The following is a 22,499-nucleotide window of genomic DNA, read 5'->3' on the forward strand; positions in this document are numbered from 1 at the left end:
ACTAAGGTTTGTAGTTAAGTAAATTATTTTCTCCCTATAACTTTTATTATAATACAAAAAATAAAGAGATAAAATATGTCAGAAACAAAAATGTGGGGCGGACGTTTTCGCCAACAAACAGCAGGCTTGGTGGAAGCTTATACCGAATCGGTTTCTTATGATTACCTTTTATACGCTCAAGATATAGCCGGGTCAAGCGCACATGCTAAAATGCTCGCAAAGCAAGGGGTTTTGACTCAAGACGAAGCAACGCAAATTGTGAATGGCTTGGCTCAAATTAAAAAAGAAATAGAAAATGGCGAATTCAAGTGGCAACAAAAACTTGAAGACGTACATATGAATATAGAAAGTAGGCTGACCGAGCTGATCGGAGAAGCCGGAAAAAAACTGCACACCGGACGTAGCCGAAACGATCAAGTAGCTCTTGATTTTCGCCTTTTTGTGTCAGATAGTTTAAGAAATTGGCAAGAACTGCTTAAAGCACTCTGTCAGGTATTTATAAACCAAGCAGAACAACATATTCATACTCTTTTACCGGGCTGCACCCACATGCAACCGGCACAACCCGTAAGCTTGGCTCAACACCTACTCGCTTATGTTGCCATGTTTAAACGAGACAGTGAACGCATGAACGATTGTGATAAAAGAACACGTATCTCGCCTTTAGGAGCAGCAGCCTTGGCAGGCACAACCTATCCGCTTAATCCGCTTGCCGTAGCAGACGAGTTAAAGATGTATGGAACTTTTATAAATAGCATGGACGCTGTTTCAGACAGAGATTTTGTCGCCGAAGCTTTATTTTGTGCCGGATTAACCATGACCCATTTATCTCGTATTTGTGAAGATTTAATTATTTGGGCAAACCCTATGTTTGGTTTTATTAACTTACCGGACGCTTATGCAACGGGTTCGAGTATTATGCCTCAAAAGAAAAACCCTGATGTCGCCGAACTTATGCGTGGAAAAGTTGGTAGGGTTTATGGAGATTTGTTTGCTCTTTTAACAACCCTAAAAGGCTTACCAATGACTTATAACCGAGACCTACAAGAAGACAAACAGCCTTTTTTTGATGCCAACCAAACCGTCAGTCATTCCATTCAGTTGATGACAGGTATGATCGGAGAGCTGACTTTTAACCCTCAAAAAATGTATAAAGCCCTTAAGCAAGGTTTTTTAAACGCCACGGAACTCGCAGATTATTTAGTCGGAAAAGGTATAGCTTTTAGAGAAGCACATCATATCACAGGCTCAGCCGTCGCCTTGGCGGAAGAAAAAAATCTTACTTTAGAAGATTTACAACTTAGCGAACTACAATCACTTTGTTCTTTAATCGATTCAGATGTTTATGAGGTTTTAAAAGTTGAAAACGCCGTTGCCAGAAGAAATACTCCGGGGGGAACGGGAGAAAAATCAATCAAAGCCCAACTGGAAATATTTAAAAGTTTTGTAAAATAATCTCATTATAATACTTACAAGCTTTTAAGTTTATATTGAGTGAAATCTTTTCCGCTAGTTATTTAAAGAGGCAGTTATTGCCTCTTTTTTTTGTCTTTTATCGCCGAAAAACCGCCAAACACCGTGAATGTTTTCTTTGGAACAAGATTTGTATTTATACTTGTTCAAGGAGAATTGCCATGCAAGTTTTACCTAGTGTACATCAATTATTTTCAAATGATCAAAATCATTCCGAAAGCCATTCAACTAATACGGCGAATGATTTATTTAATAATATTTTTTCCAGAGAAAAGAATGCTGCAACCAACGAACTCAACGGTCCGTTAAAGTCAGCAATGCGTACTATACAAGAACAAAGAGACAACGGAAGTCAACTTACCGGTTATAAAGACTTGCGTTTTTCTCCCGCTGAACTCAGCCAAATTAGTGCAAGTTTACGCAAAAAAGGTGTAAACAACAGCGGACTCGAGCAAATCGATCAGATTATTGCCGGCGGCGCAATGCCAACTCTTGGACAATTAATTCAAAGTTTGCGTCATGGTGGCGTTCCCATAGAATTTTCCGATGCTGAAAAACAAAACGGTCTGGCAGCTTTGCAAAAACTTGATTTTACTCCTGATGAAGCCGGAGAACTCCTAAGCTTTATGGAAAGCGGACAAAGCAGAACAGCTTGGCAAGTTATAAGCCAAAAGCTCAATAGCTTAAACAAAGAAGGTAGTGGCTCAGAACTTCACTTTGATGAAATGGCAGCTTTGTTTAAAGGGCTTGGTGCTTCCAAGGGTGTTATAAGCGGTTTGGAAAAATTCTTTGGTGAAAACTCTTCTCTTAACTTGAATAATCTTGGTTTACAAACTGCTTTTGGCGGGTTGGCAACTGAAATGGCCGCTAAGAATATAGATGATATTAAACTTGCAAAAAATTTGAATAATGTCTTGAACGATGCCGTTCATCAAATAAAAGAACGTCAAGCCAGAGAAAAAAGTGCTGATAAAAGAGATAGCGGAGAAATTAACAACTCTATTGCCCTGATGAGAGATAGTGCAACAGGTAAAGGGGCAAATATTAAAGAGTTGTTTGGTCAAAACACCGAACAAAACAAAAATATTCAACAAGTAAATCCAACTCTTGCAAACAACCACTCTTTTGAACAAGAAACAAGCAAAGAACAAGACAAACAATCTTTTAAAGATTCTTTTGCCAAAAAATCAAAGAGTGCCGAAAATATTTTAAGCGAATTAAGTGCTAAATCAAAAAATAAAAGCGAAAGCTCTCTTTCTGAATTATTTAACAAAATAGATATTTCAGCGGGAAGCCTCAATAATATTACAAGCTTAAACAATAATATTAGCAACTTATCAAAAACCCAAGAAGGCATGAGACAATCTGCGTTTCATGAGGCAATTTTTTCCCAAGTGGAACAAGGCTTGTTCCAAAAAATGCAAAACGGAACAAACCAAATGGTTTTACACCTTGATCCCGTAGATCTTGGTCAAGTAACTTTGTTGGTTTCAGTTAACCAAGGTGAAGTAAGAGCGACTTTAAGAGCCGATAGCCCCGAAGCCGCTCAAAGCTTACAGGACCAAATTCCTCGTATGCAGGCCTTACTCGAAAGCCAAGGATTTAAAGTACAAAAGCTTGATGTTCAAACGCAAATGAGCAATCAAGATTCAAACAATAACGCATCAAACTGGCAGGGGCTAGAACAACATAATTCCGGTCAAGAAAGACATGAAGCTCTTTTACGTCAAATGAACAAGCTTAATGCACTAGGCAAAAACGCCTTGGCTCAAGATGTGCATAATCAACTTGAAACTAATGTGAATATGGCAGAAATTGCCCGCCAAATAATACACCAAAATTCAAGTTTATATGTAGTTGCTTAAGGAAAAGCAACTTAATAACAAGGAGAGTATAAGATGTCTACAACAAACGGAATTACCGGCGCAAGTGATGATTTTAGTTCAGCATTACAAAGTAAAGGTGCAAACCTTGATAAAGATGCTTTTTTGAGCTTGTTAGTAGCCCAGCTTCAAAACCAAGATCCACTTAACCCCGCCGAAGATAAAGAATTTATCAGCCAATTGGCACAATTTAGTAGCCTTGAACAGCTTACCAACCTTAATAAAGGAATGGACGGCATGCTTGAAACTACTCAACAAGGTCAATTGTATTCTGCTGTTAACTATATTGGTAAAACCGTTTCTGCTCCGGGTAATACTCTTACTCTTAAAGAAGGTAAATCAAGTTCTATCTACTATGCACTTGGTGAAGGCGTTGCCAAAGGCTCTATCAATATCTTTGATGTTGACGGAAACCTTGTTTACACAGAAGTTCTTAAATCAAAAACCGCCGGTAACTATGATTATTCATGGGAAGGTAAAGATACCAACGGCAATACTCTACCCGATGGTTATTACTCAGTTGCTATCGGTCTCGAAGATGCTGATGGTAAAGCGGTTATGGCACAAACAGCAATAGACGGAAAAGTCAGTGGCATAGAAAAATTCCAAGGTAAATCTTATCTGATCTTAGAAGACGGTCGTCAGGTCGCCTTAGCAGACGTTAACTTTATTACTGATCAAATTAAGAAAAAAGATGAAGCAGCAGATCCAACAACTTAACTAAAGCAATTTTAAAAAATAAAAAATTCTTAATACGGGTTGAGACCCCGTTTACAAGGAGGCAAAAATGAGTTTAACAGCCAGTATGTGGACTAGCGTATCAGGTCTTATTAACCACGGTGAAAAAATGAACGTTATTGGTAACAATATCGCAAACATCAACACTGTTGGTTTTAAAGGTCAACGCATGGATTTTATGGATTTCGTTTATCAAGAAACAGGTAGTGCTTCCGGTTTTTCACAAATCGGGCGTGGCGTTTCGATTGGTGCAATTTACGGAGACTTTGGTCAAGGAGCGTTAGAAACTTCTACTGAAGTTACTGACCTTGCTATTTCTGGTAAGGGTTACTTTAGTGTTGTTCCAAAAGGAACAGAAAACGCTTATTATACCCGTGCCGGTAACTTTAGATTTGATAAAGACGGCTACCTTACAGACCCCCATGGTTATGTATTGCAAGGTTGGGAAGTTCCAAGAGACCAAGCTATTGCTGGCTCGAACTCTAGTTCTGCCCTTAGAGGTGCGGGAGCTGTTAAAGATATTCGTTTAGATGATTTTTCTGTTTCCCCACGGCATACAAATAATATTACTTTTAACGTTCAGCTAAATAATGATGGAAAAAGCAACTCAGTCAGCATGGGAGAATTACCTGCCCCTGTTACAGACCCGGGTGCTGTACTTACATCTAATGCGGCAAATAATGCTTTTGATAAAATAACTTTTAATGGCAAAGTTTATAATTTGATAGAGCCAGTGGATAATCATGCTACCAGTGGAAGCTTTATTTACAACGGTAACATTCTCAATGTTTCCTTTGCTGCTACTGCTTTTCCTGGTGCTGGCAATACAGCGACAGCACCTCAAGCAATGACTGCTTCATTCCCTCCTGTTACACGTAATATTTCAGCGACCTTTGTTGGAACTAATATAGGAACTGCTGCCGGAGCTTATACTAAGGTTACAATAGATGGAAAGGAACACGATCTTGTTGATGCAAATGGCGTAACCCTACCATCCCCAGGAATTAATAGTTCCAACCCTGGTCCTTTTTTTATCTTAAAAGATAATACCCTTGTTAAGATTTCTCTTCCTCCACTTACTAACATTGACCCAACAGATCCATCAATAAGCAGTACAGTAAGTGCTGTAAGTTCTATTGAAACTCCTAATTCCACCCCATTCTTTGCTCTATTTAATAAATGGGACGCAAATAAAACTCCAACTCTTGCCGGAACAGCTTATGAATACTCCACAAACTTAAAAATTTACGACGAAGGTGGTGCCGCCCACGTTGTTACTGTATATTTTGATAGAGTAATGAATCAAGAAGTAAACGGAGGCGACCCAAGTGCTATCCTTTGGGAATATATAGTGACTATGGACCCAGCGGACGACAAGCGTAGCTTTAATGGTGGTGTAGCCGGAGCTCCATTTGACTCAGTATCCGGCAATAAAAATGCAGGTTTATTAATGACTGGAACAATGAGCTTTGACTCTAAAGGTCAATTAAAAGACTCTACTGCTTTTGCTCCGGACGGTGGCATGACTGTAGCAGGCATGACAGATTTAGAAAACTGGAAACCAGCGGTATTATCTGATACGGGTTTACCTTTATTTGCCGCTAACTTTAGCGGACGCGAAGGTCAAAGCTTCGTTAACCCAACTGACGCTCCTTCTTTAGAATTTGCTACTGCGATAAACTTTGGTATCCGTAATACTTCTGGTACGTGGAACTTGCCAAACGGTGTAACTAGTGCCGCCCATATTGGTATTGATGCTACTAAACTACCAAGTATGGATAACAGCTTAAGCCCATTAGAAAGAAGTTCAGCACCTAGTACCAGTTATGGTTCTCCGAGTGCGACTATTTTACAAAAACAAGACGGTTATTCTTACGGATTTTTAAGTAACGTTAGTGTTTCTGCTGAGGGTGTTATTAGCGGACGTTATTCAAACGGAGTTATTAAAGAGCTATATCAAATTACTCTTTTTGACTTCGTTAGCCAACACGAACTGCGTAGAGAAGGCGGAAACCTCTTTACTCAAACTCGTGAATCAGGTGAATCTAACCCGGGTATTGCCAATAACAACGGTATGGGTGCAGTAAAGTCAAACTCATTAGAACAGTCAAACGTTGACTTGTCTCGTGAATTTACTCAGATGATTACCACTCAACGTGGATTCCAAGCAAACAGCAAAGGAATTACCACTGTTGATACCATGCTCGAAACCGTAATCGGTATGAAGCGTTAATAAATCAATTCACATACTGAAAAACTCATTATCTCAAAAAACACCGACTAACCCTCGGTGTTTTTTTGTTTTTTGCGTGCTTTTATCATTGTTTTAGTCCATATTTCACTAAACTTTGGAAAAACATAAGTAATAAAAAAATATTAAACAAACAAAACAAAAAAAGAAATTTTTAAATCTTTGACATTAAATAAAATACACCATACACAATACCCACACAAGCGATTTAGCCAAACTTAACCCTTAACCTAACTCTAAATAAAAGTAAAAAACATGATAGAAAAGATAAAAAACACCTTAAAAAAACGCTGGGGCGGAAACTGCGGTTATGCTGAAGTTTTAAGAGTCGGTCTTCCGCTCGTGGTAAGTATGGCGTCAGTAACCGTTATACTTTTTACCGATCGCCTCTTTTTAAGCCATTATTCTTTAGACGCGATAGCCGCCGCTTTACCTGCGGGGCTTGTACATTTAACCATAATGCTGACGCTTACGGGTTTATGTGCTTATTCCTCTGTGTTTATTGCACAATATACAGGGGCTGGGCAAAAAGAAAAAGTCGGGCTGGCTCTTTGGCAAGGAATTTGGATTGGTCTGATTTGTTCGACTCTATTTACCCTTTGTTATTTCATTGCTGATATAATATTTTCTTTTGGCGACCATAGCCAAAATATAAAAATGCTTGAAATAGCTTATTTTCGGATACTCTGTCTTGGGGCAACTCCCTTTTTGCTTAACGCTGTTTTAGGCGGTTTTTATGCGGGACGAGGGATAACAAAACCTGTTTTATGGGCAAATCTTTTAGCGGCTTTTATAAATATTCCACTTGATTATATATTAATTTTCGGAAAATTCGGATTTCCCGAACTGGGGGTTGAAGGGGCGGCTCTTGCCTCTGTTGCCGGAGCTTTAGCCGGAACTATCTTCTTTATATTTTTAATTTTTACCAAAGAAAATGAAGAACTCTTTAAAGTACTTAGCAATTATAAGTTTAATGCCGAATTAATAAAAAAAATCCTGCGTTATGGAACTCCTAGCGGTATAAATCTTTTTTTGGAACTTTTTTCCGTTACTTGGTTTGTTTTTATCGTGGGACAATTGGGAAAACTCGAATTAGCCGCAACAAACATCGCCTTTTCAATAAACTCTTTGGTCTTTGTGCCAATGCTTGGTTTAAATATGGCGGCCGCTACCTTGGTTGGACAAAGTATGGGGCGTAACAAACCTGATGAAGCGGAAAGGGCCACAGAAAATACTCTGCACTTAGCTTTTGCTTATATGTTGCCCGTTGCCATGTTTATGCTTTTAGCTCCGGAATTTTTGTTGGGTTTGTTTAAACCTAAGGATATGGATATGGTTCTTTTTAACAACTTGCTTGCAACAGGCAAAATTCTCTTGGCTTTTATTGCCGTATATTCTCTGGTTGATGCCTGTAATTTAGTGTATTTTGGAGCATTAAAAGGGGCTGGCGATACTATGTTTTTTATGATATTAATGAGTTGTTCCGCTACTCTTTTAATAATCGGGTTAGAGCTTGCAAAGCGTTTTGGATTTGCCGAACTTAATGTTTATTGGAGTATTTTTACTGTTTATGTATTTCTCTTAGCCTTTTTATCTCGCAAACGTTTTTTAAGTAAAAAATGGCAAAATATTCGATTAATCACCAGCGAAAAGAAATAATTTATATAGCATTAAAAATTAGAGTAATTACAAATGAATAAAGAAAAGCAAAACTGTGAGTTTAAGCCTGAACTTTTTGATATAGACTACCAAAAAACTTATTCCCATGATCAAGACTTTACTCGAGAAGAAATGGAACTAAGGCTTGGGCGTTTACGCTCTTTATTAAACCGTTATTTGCCGGAAGCGAGCGGAGTTCTCATCTTTTCTCGCATACATATTTATTATTTTACCGGAACTTTTGCCAACGGTTGTTTATGGATTCCGCTTGAAGGCGAACCGATTTTAACCAGTAGAAAAGGCATAGATAGAGCAAAACTTGAAAGCCCTTTAACAAAGTTTGGAACATATAAATCTTTTAAAGAATTACCGAATATTTTTAAAAACTTTGAAGTTCCGTTTGGAAACACTATTGCTGTTGAAAAAGCTTGGCTACCTTGGAACTTATCTGAAAGTTTAATAAGTGCCTTAAACGGTATAAAAATTTTGGCGGCCGACCGCATTATAGAACTTTGTCGCAGTGTTAAAACAGAATGGGAATTAAAAAAAATGCGTTTGAGTGGTGAACGCATGTACCAAGCTCAAGTTGTGGAAATGCCCAATATTATCAAAATAGGTATGAGCGAGCTTGAAATAGCACACAAAAGTTGGGAAATAGTCTTTCAACTTGGGCATGGTGGAACCATACGCATGAAAGCACCTGAGGAAAACATGATGCTTGGCATTGTTTCACGCGGTATGAATGCTAATTACCCAACCTTTTATAACGGTCCGATCGGGCACCAAGGTGAACACCCCGCCCTACCTTATATGGGAAGTAAAAACGCCAAAATACAAAAAGGTGATTTAATTAATGCTGATTTTGGCTTTTGTTACGAAGCTTATCTTACAGACCGAACTCAAGTATATTTTATGGGGAAAAAAAGTGAACTTCCCAAACCTGTTTTACAAGCCCAAGAACTTTGTCAAAAAATCGAAGATACTTGTTCAACTTTGTTAAAAGCCGGAGAATTACCAAGCATAATATATGAAAAAGCCCTTGAACTTGTAGAGAAAACGCCTTTTAAACAAGGTTTTATGGGATTATCATCAAGCCAAGTACCCTTTATAGGACACGGAATAGGTCTGCAAGTTGACGAATATCCTGCGATTGCCAAACGTTTTGACGAACCTTTGGAAAACGCAATGACCATTGCCCTTGAACCCAAAATCGGTCTTTCTGGTTATGGCATGGTCGGAGTTGAAGACACTTACGAAATTACGAAACAAGGGGCAATAAGCCTTACAGGAAAGCGTAAGCCCATGGACATTATTTGTCTTGAATAAACTTCGTTTAACGTATAAAAGAATATTTTTATTATAAAAAAAGAGGCTCTTGCGTTATGAAACTTACGAATATTACTTCGTTTTTGGGAATACTCTGTTTTTTGTTTTCTTTTACGCTTATTTTTCCTGTTTTTATTGCACTGCACTATTCCGAAGCTCAATATCTTGATTTTATTCATGCAATATTAATTACGGCATCAACAGGCTTTATTTTAGTTGCCTATAGCTATTTTGCCAGCAAATCAAAATCTTTTACTCAAATCAACTTAAATCATAGAGAAAGCATGTTTATAGTTGGTACAAGTTGGATATTAAGCACGATAATAGGGGCTATACCTTTTATTATTGGAGCTGATTTTACTGTTGCCAATGCGATTTTTGAATCTGCCTCAGGTTTTTCTACAACCGGAAGTTCTATTTTAACCGATATCGAAATACTCCCGAAATCAATTTTATTTTGGCGTGGCTTTCTAAATTGGTTCGGTGGTTTGGGCATTGTTGTTTTTTCCCTCTTGATTATGCCTTTTTTAGGCGTTGGCGGTGTACAACTTTTTCAGGCCGAAACAACGGGAATTGACGACGACAAACTTAAGCCAAGAGTAAAAGATACTGCTTTCACCCTTGTCAAGATATATCTTGGCTTAACAATAAGCCTTTTTGTCCTCTTACTATTTGGCGGCATGGATTGGTTTGACTCTATAACCCATACCTTTGCTACGGTTGCAACCGGCGGTTTTTCTACCAAAAACGCTTCTGTTGGAGCGTTCGACAGTGCATATATTCAATGGATTATTATTTTATTTATGATACTAGGTGGTATAAACTTTGGACTGTTATACAAAGGATTAGTTTTACGCAGATTTTCTGCATTCTTTAAAAACATTGAACTTAAAGTTTTTTTAAATACTATTCTAATAAGTACCACTTTGGTTATATTGATTATTTATGCAGCAAAGTCTTTTCAAAACCTTGACCTTATAAATACTTTTGAACCAACTTTAAGAACAGTTATGTTTAACCTTGTCTCCCTTTTAACAACCACCGGGTTTAGCACATATAATTATGAAACATGGCCTCAAGCCACTTTTACTATAGTACTATTTCTTACCTTTATTGGTGGTTGTGCCGGCTCTACCAGTGGAGGTTTAAAGTGTATCCGTTTATTTTTATTGACTCAATTTGCCAAAAAGGAAATTTTTACTACTGTTCACCCTCATGCTGTCAGACGTATTAAGATAGAAGGCGAAAGTGTTTCCGCCGATGTATTAAGCGGAGTCTTTGCATTTTTTATCTTGTATATAATGATTGCAAGTATAGGCACTTTTGTTTTAACCTTACAAGATATTGATATTTTAACGGCATTTTCAGCAGTTTTAACATGCATTGGAAACGTAGGACCGGGTCTTGGAACAGTTGGACCGGCAGAAAACTTTAACCACCTGCCTGATCTATCAAAATATTGTTTAAGTTTATGTATGTTACTGGGACGTTTGGAATTTTTTGCTTTATTAATGTTAATAACCCCTGAGTTTTGGCGAGAATAAAAATATAAACCATTTAACAACAGATCTTTAATCAGATTTAGGAGTTTTTATGATCGAACGTACTTTATGTTTAATTAAGCCTGATGCTACAAAACGTAACCTTATTGGTGCTATTCTAAGCATGATAGAAGGCAAAGGACTTACAATAAAAGCATTGAAAAAACTTAAATTAACTAAAGAACAAGCCGCCACTTTTTATATAGTACATAAAGAAAGACCTTTTTATAATGATTTAATAAACTATATGACCTCCGGTCCTATCGTTGCCGCAATACTCGAAGGCGAAAACGCAGTTAAAGCATATCGTGAATTAATGGGAGCAACCAATCCTGAAAATGCAGAACAAGGTACAATCAGAAAAACTTATGCCTTAAACTTAGAGGCAAATTCCGTGCATGGTTCAGATTCTCCTGAAAATGCCGCTATTGAAACAGCTTTTATGTTTTCTGGTTTAGAAAACTGCTAATAGCTTTAACTTACAACCCTTTTAAAACACATGTTTATTAAATAAGCATGTGTTTTTTTTATAAAGGTTCAATCAAATAAACAGACTCCGGCTCGATACGTATTAATTTATCTTTGGAAATATCTTTAATACGAGTACAAATATTATCTAACGGAATACTATGTATAGCATTTTTTTCTTTGCTTGCATCTAATAAACGCAGCTCATTTCCAACCATATAATAGCCGGTTGTCCAATGGGAAACAAGCGCCTTATCGGAAAAAGGTAAATGACGATGAAAGCGTAAAATTACCGAACGACACATTCCGCTCGCCAACCATTCTTCAATCTTCTGTGCTAACATTTGTGAACGATCTTTTTTGATTAAACAAGCTTCGGGTAAAAATAAAGGTAAATGGGTAATCAGTTTTTCAGTTTGTATATCTTTTGTCTCAGAAAGGAATTTTTGAGTTTTATTTTTTTTATGAAAAGCCCATTTTTCAATGCCTTTAACAGTAAAAGGCTGTTCAACTCTTATCGGATATCTGTCTGAAGATTGATATAAAAGCCATAAAGGCAACCAGTGAAAATCTGTGTGATTATTTAAAGTGGCTTGCCAATATGTTTCTTCTTTTGAAATATCTTTGAGTGTTTCTTTAAACAAGAATAAAGCGTCTTGATTATTAATTTCATAGCTGATTTTTAAAGCGTTTAAAACAGCATAAATTGCACAAAAAAAATCAAGTTGCCCTTGATAAAAAGGACGTAAGGGAGCAGAAAAAGAATATTCGGACATAATATCTCAAGTTGGTATAAAAAATTTTGAGCGAAAAACAATATAATTTTACCCCAAATAAATAAGTTGGCAACAAAAAAAGCGGGCTTATAAAAAACCCGCTTTTCTGTAAACAATATTTAATAGCTATTATCTTTCTTGTCTTTCGTTTGCTCTTTTATCAGCATCTACCATATAAAGAGCAGGATTAATGCCAAACTCTTTAAGCAGTTCGCCACCAAGAGCCAATAAACGATATTGAGCGACTATTTCGTTTTGTGTGGCGGTAACTAACTGAATAGAAGAACTATATAATTCGTTTTCAGCGTCAAGCACGTCAAGCAAAGAACGTTCACCCAGGTTAAATTGCTCAAGATACATATCTCTGGTTTGAGTATTAAACTCAACAGCATTTGAAAAATAACGAGCTTGTTCGCGAGCAGAAATTAATTGGCTCCAAGTGCTTTCTGTGGTTTCTGCTAAGCTTTCATAGGTATCAACCAAGGTTTCACGAGACTGGCGCAAACGAGCACGGTTACCTTTAAAGTTATACCAATCATAAAAACCGTCAAACAAGTTCCAACTAGCTCTTAGCATAACGCTATTGCCCCAAGCGTAAGTTTCGCTACTATCTACACGCCAACGATAATAAGGACCGCCGTCAATATAGATTTGAGGATGAAAGTTTGCTTTACCGATTTCTATTTGTGCATCAGCAACTTTAATATCTGCCATTCCGGCTTTAACTTTAGGGTTGTTGGTGCGAGCCGACGCTAAAGCAGCATCTAAACTTGGGTAAGCACCGGCAGGCATTGAAGCCGGCAATAAATCAGTAGGCTCTTTACCTGTTAAACGCTTATAGTTGGCAACAGCTATTTCAAGGGTAGAATAGTTTTCAGCCAAAGAAGCTTGGGCTCTGGCTAAACGACCTTCTGTTTGAGTAACGTCGGCAAGGCTTGATGCACCTAAGCGTTGGCGTTGCTTTTGAGACTCAAGAATATCTTTATGGTTTTGAATATTGCGTTCTGACAAGGCAACAATACGGCGTTGACGTGCAACTTCTATATGAGCCCTGATTGCATCAAGAGAAAGCCCCTCAGTATTATCCAACAAACGGCTTTCAACTGATTCAAGAGTAGCTTGCCCTTGCTCTACTCTGTTCCAAGTAGACATACCGTCCCAAAGAGTTTGTTGGAACGTTAAAGAGGCTTCTGTTCTATCATAATAGGTATTGGTTTTTTGTCCTGTAACGCTACGAGTAGTCGAATCATTAACTTGCTCTGCACCGTATCCGGCTCTGGCATCTATTCTTGGCAACCAACCGCTACGAGCACGGCTGACATCATGAATTGCGGCTTGGCGATTTTCCTGCAAAGCTTTGATTTGTGGGTGATGACCAATAGTCGCCAATATAGAAGATTTTACTTCAATAGCTCCTGTGCTTTCAGGAGTAGAAGAGGAAGCATTATTAGAAGGCTGTGCATAAGCAGAAAGTGGCAAATATACATTTCCTAACGCCACACAACCAAATAGTGTTAAAACGGCTAACACTTGCGTTTTTAAAGTCATACTTTTCACAGTAAGCTCTCCTTAATTTTCGAGATACAATTCCATTATATACTAAAACAAATATAAACACAATGTTTTTTTTATTTTCATTATGTAATGAATAATAAAAATAATGTCAATCAATAAGGGAAAAGTAAGATTGATATTTTTTACATTCAAAGAGCATTATAAAAATAGCTCTAACTTACTTATCGTATAAATCTAAAAAAACTTAAGAGAATATCTAAAAAAATAAAAATGCACAATTTAAGCACCTTATGTTTTTTAAATACGTTACTTTGGGAAATTTAATTTTGTTTTTGTCTTTATGGCGGTTATAAGGATATATTAGGACAAACAATAAAAAATTACCAGAAAAAACATTTTATATACGTGTAAACAAATATCCAGACGACTTGCCCTCAAAGCAAGCCCCCTCTCTTCTGCCTTTAATTGTTTACTCTTCAACCGAGCGAGAATAACGACAGCTTTTGTTCGGACAACTAATCACAAGCCCTTTAGCTTTGCTTTGTTTTTTTACTAAGATAGGGTTATCACATAAAGGACAACGCTCAGGAACCGGATAGTCCCATAAAGCTAAATCACAGTTAGGATATTGGTCGCAAGCGTAAAACAATTTACCTTTTTTGCTACTTTTTTCTACAATCATACCCTTTTCACAATTCGGGCATTTTACACCCGTCGAAAACGGTTCGGCATGCTTACAATTCGGATAATTACTGCAAGCGATAAAGCGACTTCCGGTTCGAGCTTTTTTGATCACTAAATCATGACCACAATCAGGGCATTTTCCAACAACTTCAAGTTGGGGCTTTTCTCTTTCTTGAATTTGTATATTACCTTGTTCGTCTTTGATAAAATTACTGGTAAAGCTACAATCGGGATAACCGGAACAGGCTAAAAAAGAACCCGCCTTACCAAATTTTATCATAGTTGGTTTTCCGCATTGCGGACAAGGTACATCGGTATTAACACCGCCTTTCACAGACTCCATATCTCTCGCCGCTAAAGCTAAAGCCGGAACAAAATCGGCATTAAAGTTTTGTAATAATTGCACCCAATCAGTTTCACCTTCTGCTACTTGGTCAAGAGAATTTTCCATTTTGGCAGTAAATTCAATATCCATGAGCTGGCTAAAGTGTCCTGTTAATTTATCACAAATAATATAACCCAGCTCAGTCGGAACAAAGTGCTTTTCGTCTTGATAAACATATTCTCTATCCATTAGAGTAGAAATAATACTTGCATAAGTCGACGGGCGACCGATTCCTTTTTCTTCAAGCTCTCTAACCAAAGAAGCTTCGGAATATCTCGCGGGAGGTTGGGTAAATTTTTGTTCTTTTTTAAGGCTTTGTAATTTTAATTCATCGCCCTCTTTTAAAGGGGGTAAAACCCCAGCATCTTCTTTTTGCGGGTTAACTTTTAAAAAGCCGGGAAATAATAAACGCTCGCCCTTGGCTTTCCATTCCGTTTCATTACATTTTACGGTTACATTAGTATCATGAAAGCGAGCCGCCGCCATTTGAGAGGCAACAAAGCGAGACCAAATTAGCTTATATAATTGATATTGTTCAGGAGAAACCTGACCTTTTAATTCTTCGGGAGTAATATTTACATCAACAGGACGTACGGCTTCGTGGGCATCTTGGGCACTGTTTTTTCCTTTGAAATATCTGGCTTTTTTAGGATAATATTCCGCACCAAAAGTATCTATAATAAAAGTTTCAGCACTTTTTCTCGCTTCATCAGAAATACGCACGGAATCAGTACGCATATAAGTAATTAAAGCCGTAATCCCCCGCTCGCCAAGGTCAACACCTTCATAAAGTTTTTGAGCAATATTCATTGTGCGTTTAGCAGGATAACCTAAACGTTGGTTGGCACTTTGTTGTAAAGTAGAAGTAATATAAGGTGGTTGTGGTTGCCTTTCTCTTTCTTTTTCTTCAACTTTTTCAATAATAAAAGGCTTGCCTTTAATATGTGCTTCTAGTGCGTCGGCTTCTTCCCCGCTTGAAATTACTGCTTTTTTATTTTTATATTTACTTAAAGCAAACATTACAGGTGGCGGAGTTGCGGCAAGTAATTCGGCACTGATATTCCAATATTCTTCGGGAACAAAAGCAAGGCGTTCTCTTTCTCTTTCAACAATAATGCGCAAAGCAACAGATTGAACACGTCCGGCGGAGATTCCTCTTTTAACCTTTTTCCAAAGTATCGGAGAAATTTTATAACCCACTAAACGGTCTAGAACTCTGCGGGCTTGTTGAGCATGAAACAAATTTTGGTTGATTTCTCTTGGGTGTTCTAGGGCTTCTTTAACAGCTTTTGCGGTAATTTCGTTAAACTGAATACGTTTAAAATGTTTATTTTTATCTTTAATTAATTCTGCGATATGCCAAGCTATTGCTTCGCCTTCTCTATCAGGGTCGGGAGCCAGATAAACATTTTCGGCCCCGGAAGCTGCACGACGAAGTTCTTGGACAATTTTTTCCTTGCCTTTAATTACTTCATAGTGAGGTTCAAAGGAGTTATTTTCGTCTACTCCAAGCTCTTTTGACGGCAAATCTCTAATATGTCCAACGCTCGCATGTACGGCATATTTGTTTCCCAAAAATTTTTTTATGGTTTTTACTTTAGCCGGCGACTCAACAATAATCAGGTCTTTAGACATGCAGGATTCCTTAGATATAAATTCAATGGCTCAATTGTTATATAAAAATACAATACAGAAAAATATAATTCAAGAATTATTATCTTTTATAACAATAAACTCTGATACTTTATTTTGTATCAGAGTTTATTATTATAAATTATATAAAAAATTAAAAGCTTTAATTATCTATATTTTTACTTAACCAACTTGGACGATAAAAAAAACGTTCAAAAACAGTCGAAATTCTAAGAGCTGTTTTTGTGTCCAACCCGCAAGAACGCAATCTGCAATAGATATGCAACGGATTTAAAACATGTTGTAAGTAATTTCTAACCTTAGTCATAAACTTTATTCCTATCATATAAAAACTGAGAAGTTGCTTTTACATTAAAAAAAATTTTAGGTAAAGCTTATTTTTTTTTTACGATTAAGTTCGCATACGATTCTTATCGGACAATTCAATAAAAAACTTAGATAATCTTTAGATTTTTCTCATTCAATTAAAGATCGTGCTTTTTTCAACGTTTGAGGCTCTATATACACGTAGCATAAAACGAATTAAAACACAAAACCGCTCATTTTACAGAAAAATTAAATTTTCTCCTTATTTCAAGTGATACCCCCAAAGCCCCCAAAATTTCTCACAGTCCACGGACAGGCAAAGCCAGCCTAGTGGCTTTATTCGTGATTTTTGGTGTGTTTTTCTAGCGAAAGCCACTTTGAGACTATTATGCAATAGCATCAATTAAATATTGATAGTATTGAAAAATTGCTATAACAAGATTACAACAAATATTCTTTTTCACTGACAACAAACTTAAACAACAACCTTGCACTCTGTTGTTTTAAATATTTATAATTTATTGAGGTAGTTATGGAAATAAGAGGAACAACAATACTCGCCGTTAAAGATGACACAGGGGTCGCAATGGCAGGCGATGGTCAAGTAACCTTTGGCAACAGCATGGTAATGAAACACACCGCCTGTAAACTACGTCGTTTATATAAAGGTTCTATTTTAGCCGGTTTCGCCGGAGCAACGGCTGATGCTTTTACTTTATTTGAACGCTTTGAATCAAAACTCGAAGAAAGTCGCGGAAACCTCGTCAGGGCGAGCGTTGAAATGGCTAAAGATTGGCGTAAAGATAAATATTTACGCAGACTCGAGGCAATGCTTTTAGTCGCTAACCCAAGCAATATTCTTATATTATCAGGAACGGGAGACGTTATTGAACCCGATGATAATATTGCGGCAATCGGTAGCGGCGGTTCTTTTGCCTTATCTTCCGCCAGGGCGTTGGCACGCCACAGTTCTCTAAGTCCGCTTGAAATTGTTAAAGAATCAATGACAATAGCCTCAGAAATTTGTGTTTATACCAACAACCATTTTTCTTTTGAATTTATCCCTGCTCAAGCGGAAACTCCAAAGCCTATTACATCATAGTTTTTTTATATTCACTCAAACTACCATAAACAGGAGAACAATATGCTTATTTTTAAAAGTAGTGAATTGCCGGAATATCACGACCCAAGCCCTCACAACAGAATTGTTAAACCGCTTTTCGACAAAAAAGATATTCCCGACGCCAAACTAAGTGTTAATACTTTACGTTTAGAACAAAATGCCGTTGTTCCTGAACATATTCACGACGGTGGCGTTGAGGTAATTTATGTACTCGAAGGTATTTTAACTTTTACCGTTGACGGCGAAACAGCCGAAGCAAAACCCGGCGATATTGTTTATGTTCCTGAAAACATAAAACATTCAACTACCAATAAATATCCTCAAGCCGGAAAAGCCCTTTGTATTTTTACGCCTTCAAACGACTATACGGCAATGCGTAGTTGGACTGAGATAAAATAATTCATTTTAAAAGGCTTTTGTTATAAATAAAAACATTTTTTTAACTAGACAAAAGCCTTTTTAATCAATCATCTTAGCGAGTTATAAAACTGATCAAAAACAATTAACGCACCAATATTCTTTTATCATTACAAATAATTAGGTTTAAATAAGCTGAATGCATTTTAATATTATCACTTTATTTCCGGATTTTTTCAACGGTCCTTTAAACATCGGTTTAATGAGTAAAGCAAAAGAAAAACAACTTGTTAGCTTTTCTTTTCATAACCCGCGCGATTATACTTTTGATATTCATCATCAAGTCGACGATAAACCTTTTGGCGGTGGCTCCGGCATGGTGATGATGTTAGAACCGTTGGTCCGTTGTTTACGTTCTATCGACGATAAAAATTATATAAAGCGAAATCCGCCTGTTTCTGAAACAGATTCTGAGTTAAACAAAGAAAATATTAAGCTTGGACTCAAACAAAAAACACTGGAATCCACACAAACTTGGGCAAAAAAACATTCTTCTACTCAACTGGGAAAAGTGCTTTTGCTTAGCCCGAGCGGAAAACCCTTTACGCAAAAAATGGCTCAAGAACTCTCGAAAGAAGAAAAAGTTACTATTTTGTGTGGACGTTACGAAGGTTTTGACGCTCGTATAGAAGAACTTTTTGAGCTTGAAAGTATCAGCCTCGGAGATTTTGTTCTCAACGGTGGTGAAAGTGCAAGCCTTGCAATTATTGAGAGTGTGTCAAGGCTATTGCCGGGGTTTATGGGAGACGAAAATTCAGCCAATGAAGAAAGTTTTAGCAATGGCTTATTGGAATATTCTCACTATACCAGACCGGAAAACTTTGAGGAAATCAGCGTTCCTGAGGTTTTACGCAGTGGGAATCACGCAAAAATAGCCCTTTGGCGAAAAGAAGAATCTTTACGACAAACCTTTAAAACACGACCCGAACTATTAACAGACCAAGAATTATACAAAGAAGACGTTGAGGTTATTGCTCAGGTCGCAAAAGAAAAATTAGCCAGAAACCTGCACTGTGCCTTGGTTCATTCCCCTATCACAGGAAAAGATAAAAAAAAATGCACAGTTTCTTTGACAAATCTTGACATTCACGATATAGCAAGAAGTTCATGCACCTTTGGATTAAGAAATTTTTATATTTCAACACCATTAAAAGACCAACAGAAACTACTGGACGATATTGTTTTACATTGGGTCCGGGGGGTCGGGGCTAAAGCAAACCCCGATCGTGCCAAGGCGTTGGCTCTTGTAAAATGTGTTGATTATATTGAGGGAGCAGTCGACGACCTTTATCAACAAACCGGAGAATATCCGATTTTAATAGGGACAAGTGCGTTGCTGCCTTCCAAAAAACAAAAAAATAAAAAAATAGCTTATCCAAAAAACATAAACTTTAATGAACTAAGAGCTTTGTTAAAACAAAAACCTGTCTTGTTAGTTTTTGGAACAGGACACGGGTTGCATTCAGAATTAATCGCAAAATTAAATTTTATGCTCCCACCAATTCGACCAAGTGGTTATAATCACCTTTCCGTACGATCTGCCGTTGCTATTATGTTTGATCGTATACTTGGTGATTGGTTTTAAAATTAAAGAAATTACTCTCAAAAAGGGGTTTAGGAATGAATATTATTCAAAATATCGAACGTGAACAAATGCGTATGGATATTCCACGCTTTAAATCAGGTGATACCGTTAAGGTTCACATGCGTATTATCGAAGGCGAAAAAGAAAGAGTTCAGGTTTTCCAAGGAAACGTTATCCGTATCCACCGCGGAACCACCAGTGCTACTTTTACAGTGCGTAAAATTTCTGATGGTGTGGGCGTTGAGCGTATCTTCCCTTTACACTCTCCTTTTATCGAAAAGGTAGAAATGATTACTGAGGGTAAAGTACGTCGTGCACGTCTTTACTTCTTGCGTAACCTTAAAGGTAAAGCCGCTCGTATTAAGCCTAAAACTAATTGGTAATTTAAAACGCTGTTTGTCTTTAATATATACAAACAAAAGTTTTAGTTAACATAAGTTGATAAAAAAATTTAGACCGCTGTAGATATTTTTACAGCGGTCTTAGCTGTTTCATTTTGTTTATTTCGCGTTATTTATAGCCTCATTTAAACGCTTTACAACATACTCTAATAAGTTTGCATTTTCTTCATCAAGGTTAAAACATAAAGCATCTTCACCCAATAAGCCCTTAGGAACAAAATCACCAAGCTCATCTTGGTCATTAATCATATCTGCATAAAAACAAACAGATAACCAGCGACTCTCGGGTTCATCATCAATAATATCAAGCAAAACGAATAAAGGACGAGAGCTAAATTTACCCTTTGCCTGAGTAAAAGAAGCCCTTAAAGAATAGCTGACATTAGGGCGAGCTTTATAATCAAAAATAATTTGTTGGTTTTGTTTTAAAGTCTCATAAAGTTTAAGACAATAAGGTTTAAGCTTTAACTGATCTTCTTCCCAAGCTTGCAAAAAGGCTTCAAATTCTTGTTGTGAATTATTCATTTTACTTCCTTCTTTTATAACGTTATCTCAAAACACCACTCTTATTTAATACATCAAAGACTCCAAATAAATCTATCTCCCTAAAATAGATGAGTCAAGAGCCAAAAACAGAGTCATAATAAAATTAAAAGCGACGTTTGCATCATAAAATACAAACGTCGCTTTAATGCGTTTAAAATTCAAAGTGATATGAATTTAGCTTCTTCTTAAAACCTTTCCCGGTAACTGATCTGTTAACGGTTTTGAATCCCTGACAACAGGAGTTCCATTTACTAAAACATGTTTAATGCCAAGTGGATATTGACGAGGTTCTTGATAAGTTCCTTTATCTATAATCGTAGCAGGATCAAAAACGGTAATATCCGCAGAATAACCTACTTTTAACAAACCACGATTTTTCAAACCAAAGACTTCTGCTGGCTTGCTTGTCATTTTACGCACAGCTTCATGCAAAGAAATAACCCGTTCTTCTCTCACATACTTGCCAAGCACACGAGCAAAAGCACCATAAACTCTTGGGTGAGGCTTTCCGCCTAAAAGACCATCGGTACAAACGTTCATTTCCGGGCGTGCAATAAACGCTTTAACGTGTTCTTCCAACCCGTAAAAATCAACCATACCCACGGCGTTTGATTCTTGATATAAAAGGTCATAAGTCGCTTCAAGAGGCTCTTTACCACGAATTTGTCCTAATTCAACCAAGTTTTTGCCTAAAATATCTTTGTTGGCTTCTGTTTTAACATCAGTAACAAAAATACCGTCTAAACCGGCAAAAGCCACAAAATTATCCCAACCTTGAATACCGTTCCAAATATCCGCAGTCATTTTTTTACGATCTTCAGGTGAGTTAAGACGCTCAAGCAATTTATCCGTTCCGCCCGAGTGTACCCAAGGCGGTAAAATAACGCCAAGCATAGTGCTTCCGGCAACATAAGGATATTGGTCAAAAGAAACCTTAATCCCCTCTGCCTTAGCTTTATCAAGCAAAGCCAAAACCTTATCAAACAAATGTGCGTTATTTTTGCCACAGAGCTTAAAGTGTGAAAAATGTACATTCACACCAGAATCTCGCCCAACAGAAATAACTTCTTCCATTGATTCTAAAATAGAATCAGCTTCGCTACGTTGGTGGATAACAAAAGGCACTTTATTTTTTGCGGCTACCTTACAAAGCTCTGTAACTTCACGCGTATCGGAATAAGCACAAGGCATATAAATTAAGCCGGTTGAAAAACCAAAACCACCGGCATCAAGTTCACGCTGTAAAACCTGACACATTTTTTTCAGTTCTGTTTCCGTGGCTATTCCGCTATCTAAACCCCGAGCTTCCATTCGCACGTTACCGTGGGGAATAAGATAACAAAGGTTAGTGGCAGAACCGTTCTTTTCCAATAATTTCAAATAATTTGCCGTAGTTTTAAACTCCCAGTCAAAATCATCTTTATCACCGTCAAGACCGGCAAGGTTTTTACGCCAAGGACTAATATATTCTATAGGTAACGGAGCCAAAGCAATACCGTCTTGACCCAAAAATTCTGTCGTAACACCTTGCATAACTTTTGGAGTCAAATGCGGGTGTTTAAAAACTTCAAGGTCAGAATGGCTGTGAGTATCAATAAACCCCGGGCTGATAACCATACCTTGGGCATCAATCACATCATCAAAACCATCTGTGGAAATATCATTGCCAATGGCACTAATTACACCATCTTGAATCGCAACAGAACCTTTAAAACCTTCAGAACCTGAACCGTCAATAATAACACCGTTAATTATTATACGTTTCATAA

The 22,499-nt window shown here is 37.3% G+C and carries 18 protein-coding genes; 12 read left to right on the plus strand and 6 right to left on the minus strand.

The features are described 5' to 3' along the window. Positions 1 to 75: 75 nt before the first annotated feature. The 8 genes from argH (at position 76) to ndk (ending at position 11,340) form a co-directional block, all read left to right on the plus strand. Positions 76 to 1,455 carry an argininosuccinate lyase gene (gene argH / locus BT999_RS03045; protein WP_072696302.1) on the plus strand — a complete coding sequence of 460 codons (1,380 nt, stop codon included), beginning with the start codon at positions 76 to 78 and terminating at the stop codon, positions 1,453 to 1,455. Between the two features lie 179 nt (positions 1,456 to 1,634). Continuing rightward, positions 1,635 to 3,338, plus strand: coding sequence for a flagellar hook-length control protein FliK (locus BT999_RS03050; RefSeq protein ID WP_072696303.1), 1,704 nt, complete (start codon positions 1,635 to 1,637; stop codon positions 3,336 to 3,338). Positions 3,339 to 3,371: 33 nt separating this feature from the next. Further along, complete coding sequence (locus BT999_RS03055; protein WP_072696304.1) at positions 3,372 to 4,076, plus strand: flagellar hook assembly protein FlgD; 705 nt, start codon at positions 3,372 to 3,374, stop codon at positions 4,074 to 4,076. Between the two features lie 67 nt (positions 4,077 to 4,143). Further along, complete coding sequence (locus tag BT999_RS12485) at positions 4,144 to 6,327, plus strand: flagellar hook protein FlgE (RefSeq protein WP_072696305.1); 2,184 nt, start codon at positions 4,144 to 4,146, stop codon at positions 6,325 to 6,327. A gap of 273 nt (positions 6,328 to 6,600) precedes the next feature. Continuing rightward, positions 6,601 to 8,004: an MATE family efflux transporter gene (locus tag BT999_RS03065; RefSeq protein WP_072696306.1), complete on the plus strand. Its 1,404-nt coding sequence runs from the start codon at positions 6,601 to 6,603 to the stop codon at positions 8,002 to 8,004. A gap of 33 nt (positions 8,005 to 8,037) precedes the next feature. Beyond that, positions 8,038 to 9,330 carry a M24 family metallopeptidase gene (locus tag BT999_RS03070; protein WP_084650569.1) on the plus strand — a complete coding sequence of 431 codons (1,293 nt, stop codon included), beginning with the start codon at positions 8,038 to 8,040 and terminating at the stop codon, positions 9,328 to 9,330. A gap of 56 nt (positions 9,331 to 9,386) precedes the next feature. Then, positions 9,387 to 10,874, plus strand: a complete 1,488-nt coding sequence (locus BT999_RS03075; RefSeq protein ID WP_072696307.1) for a TrkH family potassium uptake protein — start codon at positions 9,387 to 9,389, stop codon at positions 10,872 to 10,874. 49 nt (positions 10,875 to 10,923) lie between these two features. Next, positions 10,924 to 11,340, plus strand: a complete 417-nt coding sequence (gene ndk, locus BT999_RS03080; RefSeq protein ID WP_072696308.1) for a nucleoside-diphosphate kinase — start codon at positions 10,924 to 10,926, stop codon at positions 11,338 to 11,340. 58 nt (positions 11,341 to 11,398) lie between these two features. On the opposite strand, the gene BT999_RS03085 is transcribed toward ndk, so the two are convergent. The 4 genes from BT999_RS03085 to BT999_RS12490 form a co-directional block, all read right to left on the minus strand. Next, complete coding sequence (locus tag BT999_RS03085) at positions 11,399 to 12,115, minus strand: hypothetical protein (RefSeq protein WP_072696309.1); 717 nt, start codon at positions 12,113 to 12,115, stop codon at positions 11,399 to 11,401. 129 nt (positions 12,116 to 12,244) lie between these two features. Beyond that, positions 12,245 to 13,663: a TolC family outer membrane protein gene (locus BT999_RS03090; protein ID WP_072696642.1), complete on the minus strand. Its 1,419-nt coding sequence runs from the start codon at positions 13,661 to 13,663 to the stop codon at positions 12,245 to 12,247. A 436-nt stretch (positions 13,664 to 14,099) separates the two neighbouring features. Continuing rightward, positions 14,100 to 16,334 carry a type I DNA topoisomerase gene (topA, locus tag BT999_RS03095; RefSeq protein WP_072696310.1) on the minus strand — a complete coding sequence of 745 codons (2,235 nt, stop codon included), beginning with the start codon at positions 16,332 to 16,334 and terminating at the stop codon, positions 14,100 to 14,102. A gap of 160 nt (positions 16,335 to 16,494) precedes the next feature. Continuing rightward, positions 16,495 to 16,659 (minus strand): hypothetical protein, encoded by a 165-nt coding sequence (locus BT999_RS12490; protein ID WP_178139305.1) that lies wholly within the window; start codon positions 16,657 to 16,659, stop codon positions 16,495 to 16,497. Between the two features lie 531 nt (positions 16,660 to 17,190). Here BT999_RS12490 and hslV point away from each other — a divergent pair. The 4 genes from hslV (at position 17,191) to rplS (ending at position 20,166) form a co-directional block, all read left to right on the plus strand. After that, positions 17,191 to 17,760 (plus strand): ATP-dependent protease subunit HslV, encoded by a 570-nt coding sequence (hslV, locus tag BT999_RS03105; RefSeq protein WP_072696312.1) that lies wholly within the window; start codon positions 17,191 to 17,193, stop codon positions 17,758 to 17,760. Between the two features lie 42 nt (positions 17,761 to 17,802). Beyond that, a complete protein-coding gene (locus BT999_RS03110) occupies positions 17,803 to 18,180 on the plus strand; it encodes a cupin domain-containing protein (RefSeq protein ID WP_072696313.1) in 378 nt (125 codons plus the stop codon). Positions 18,181 to 18,337: 157 nt separating this feature from the next. Then, entirely contained in the window at positions 18,338 to 19,783 is a 1,446-nt protein-coding gene (gene trmD / locus BT999_RS03115; RefSeq protein ID WP_072696314.1) for a tRNA (guanosine(37)-N1)-methyltransferase TrmD, read from the plus strand. A gap of 35 nt (positions 19,784 to 19,818) precedes the next feature. Continuing rightward, a complete protein-coding gene (gene rplS / locus BT999_RS03120; RefSeq protein WP_072696315.1) occupies positions 19,819 to 20,166 on the plus strand; it encodes a 50S ribosomal protein L19 in 348 nt (115 codons plus the stop codon). A gap of 117 nt (positions 20,167 to 20,283) precedes the next feature. Here the strand turns inward: rplS and BT999_RS03125 are convergent, their stop codons facing one another. Then, positions 20,284 to 20,709, minus strand: coding sequence for a hypothetical protein (locus BT999_RS03125; protein WP_072696316.1), 426 nt, complete (start codon positions 20,707 to 20,709; stop codon positions 20,284 to 20,286). Between the two features lie 195 nt (positions 20,710 to 20,904). Then, positions 20,905 to 22,497 (minus strand): N-acyl-D-amino-acid deacylase family protein, encoded by a 1,593-nt coding sequence (locus tag BT999_RS03130; protein ID WP_072696317.1) that lies wholly within the window; start codon positions 22,495 to 22,497, stop codon positions 20,905 to 20,907. Positions 22,498 to 22,499: the final 2 nt, after the last annotated feature.

The organism is Desulfovibrio litoralis DSM 11393, assembly GCF_900143255.1.
GTDB classification, from domain to species: Bacteria; Desulfobacterota; Desulfovibrionia; order Desulfovibrionales; family Desulfovibrionaceae; genus Frigididesulfovibrio_A; species Frigididesulfovibrio_A litoralis.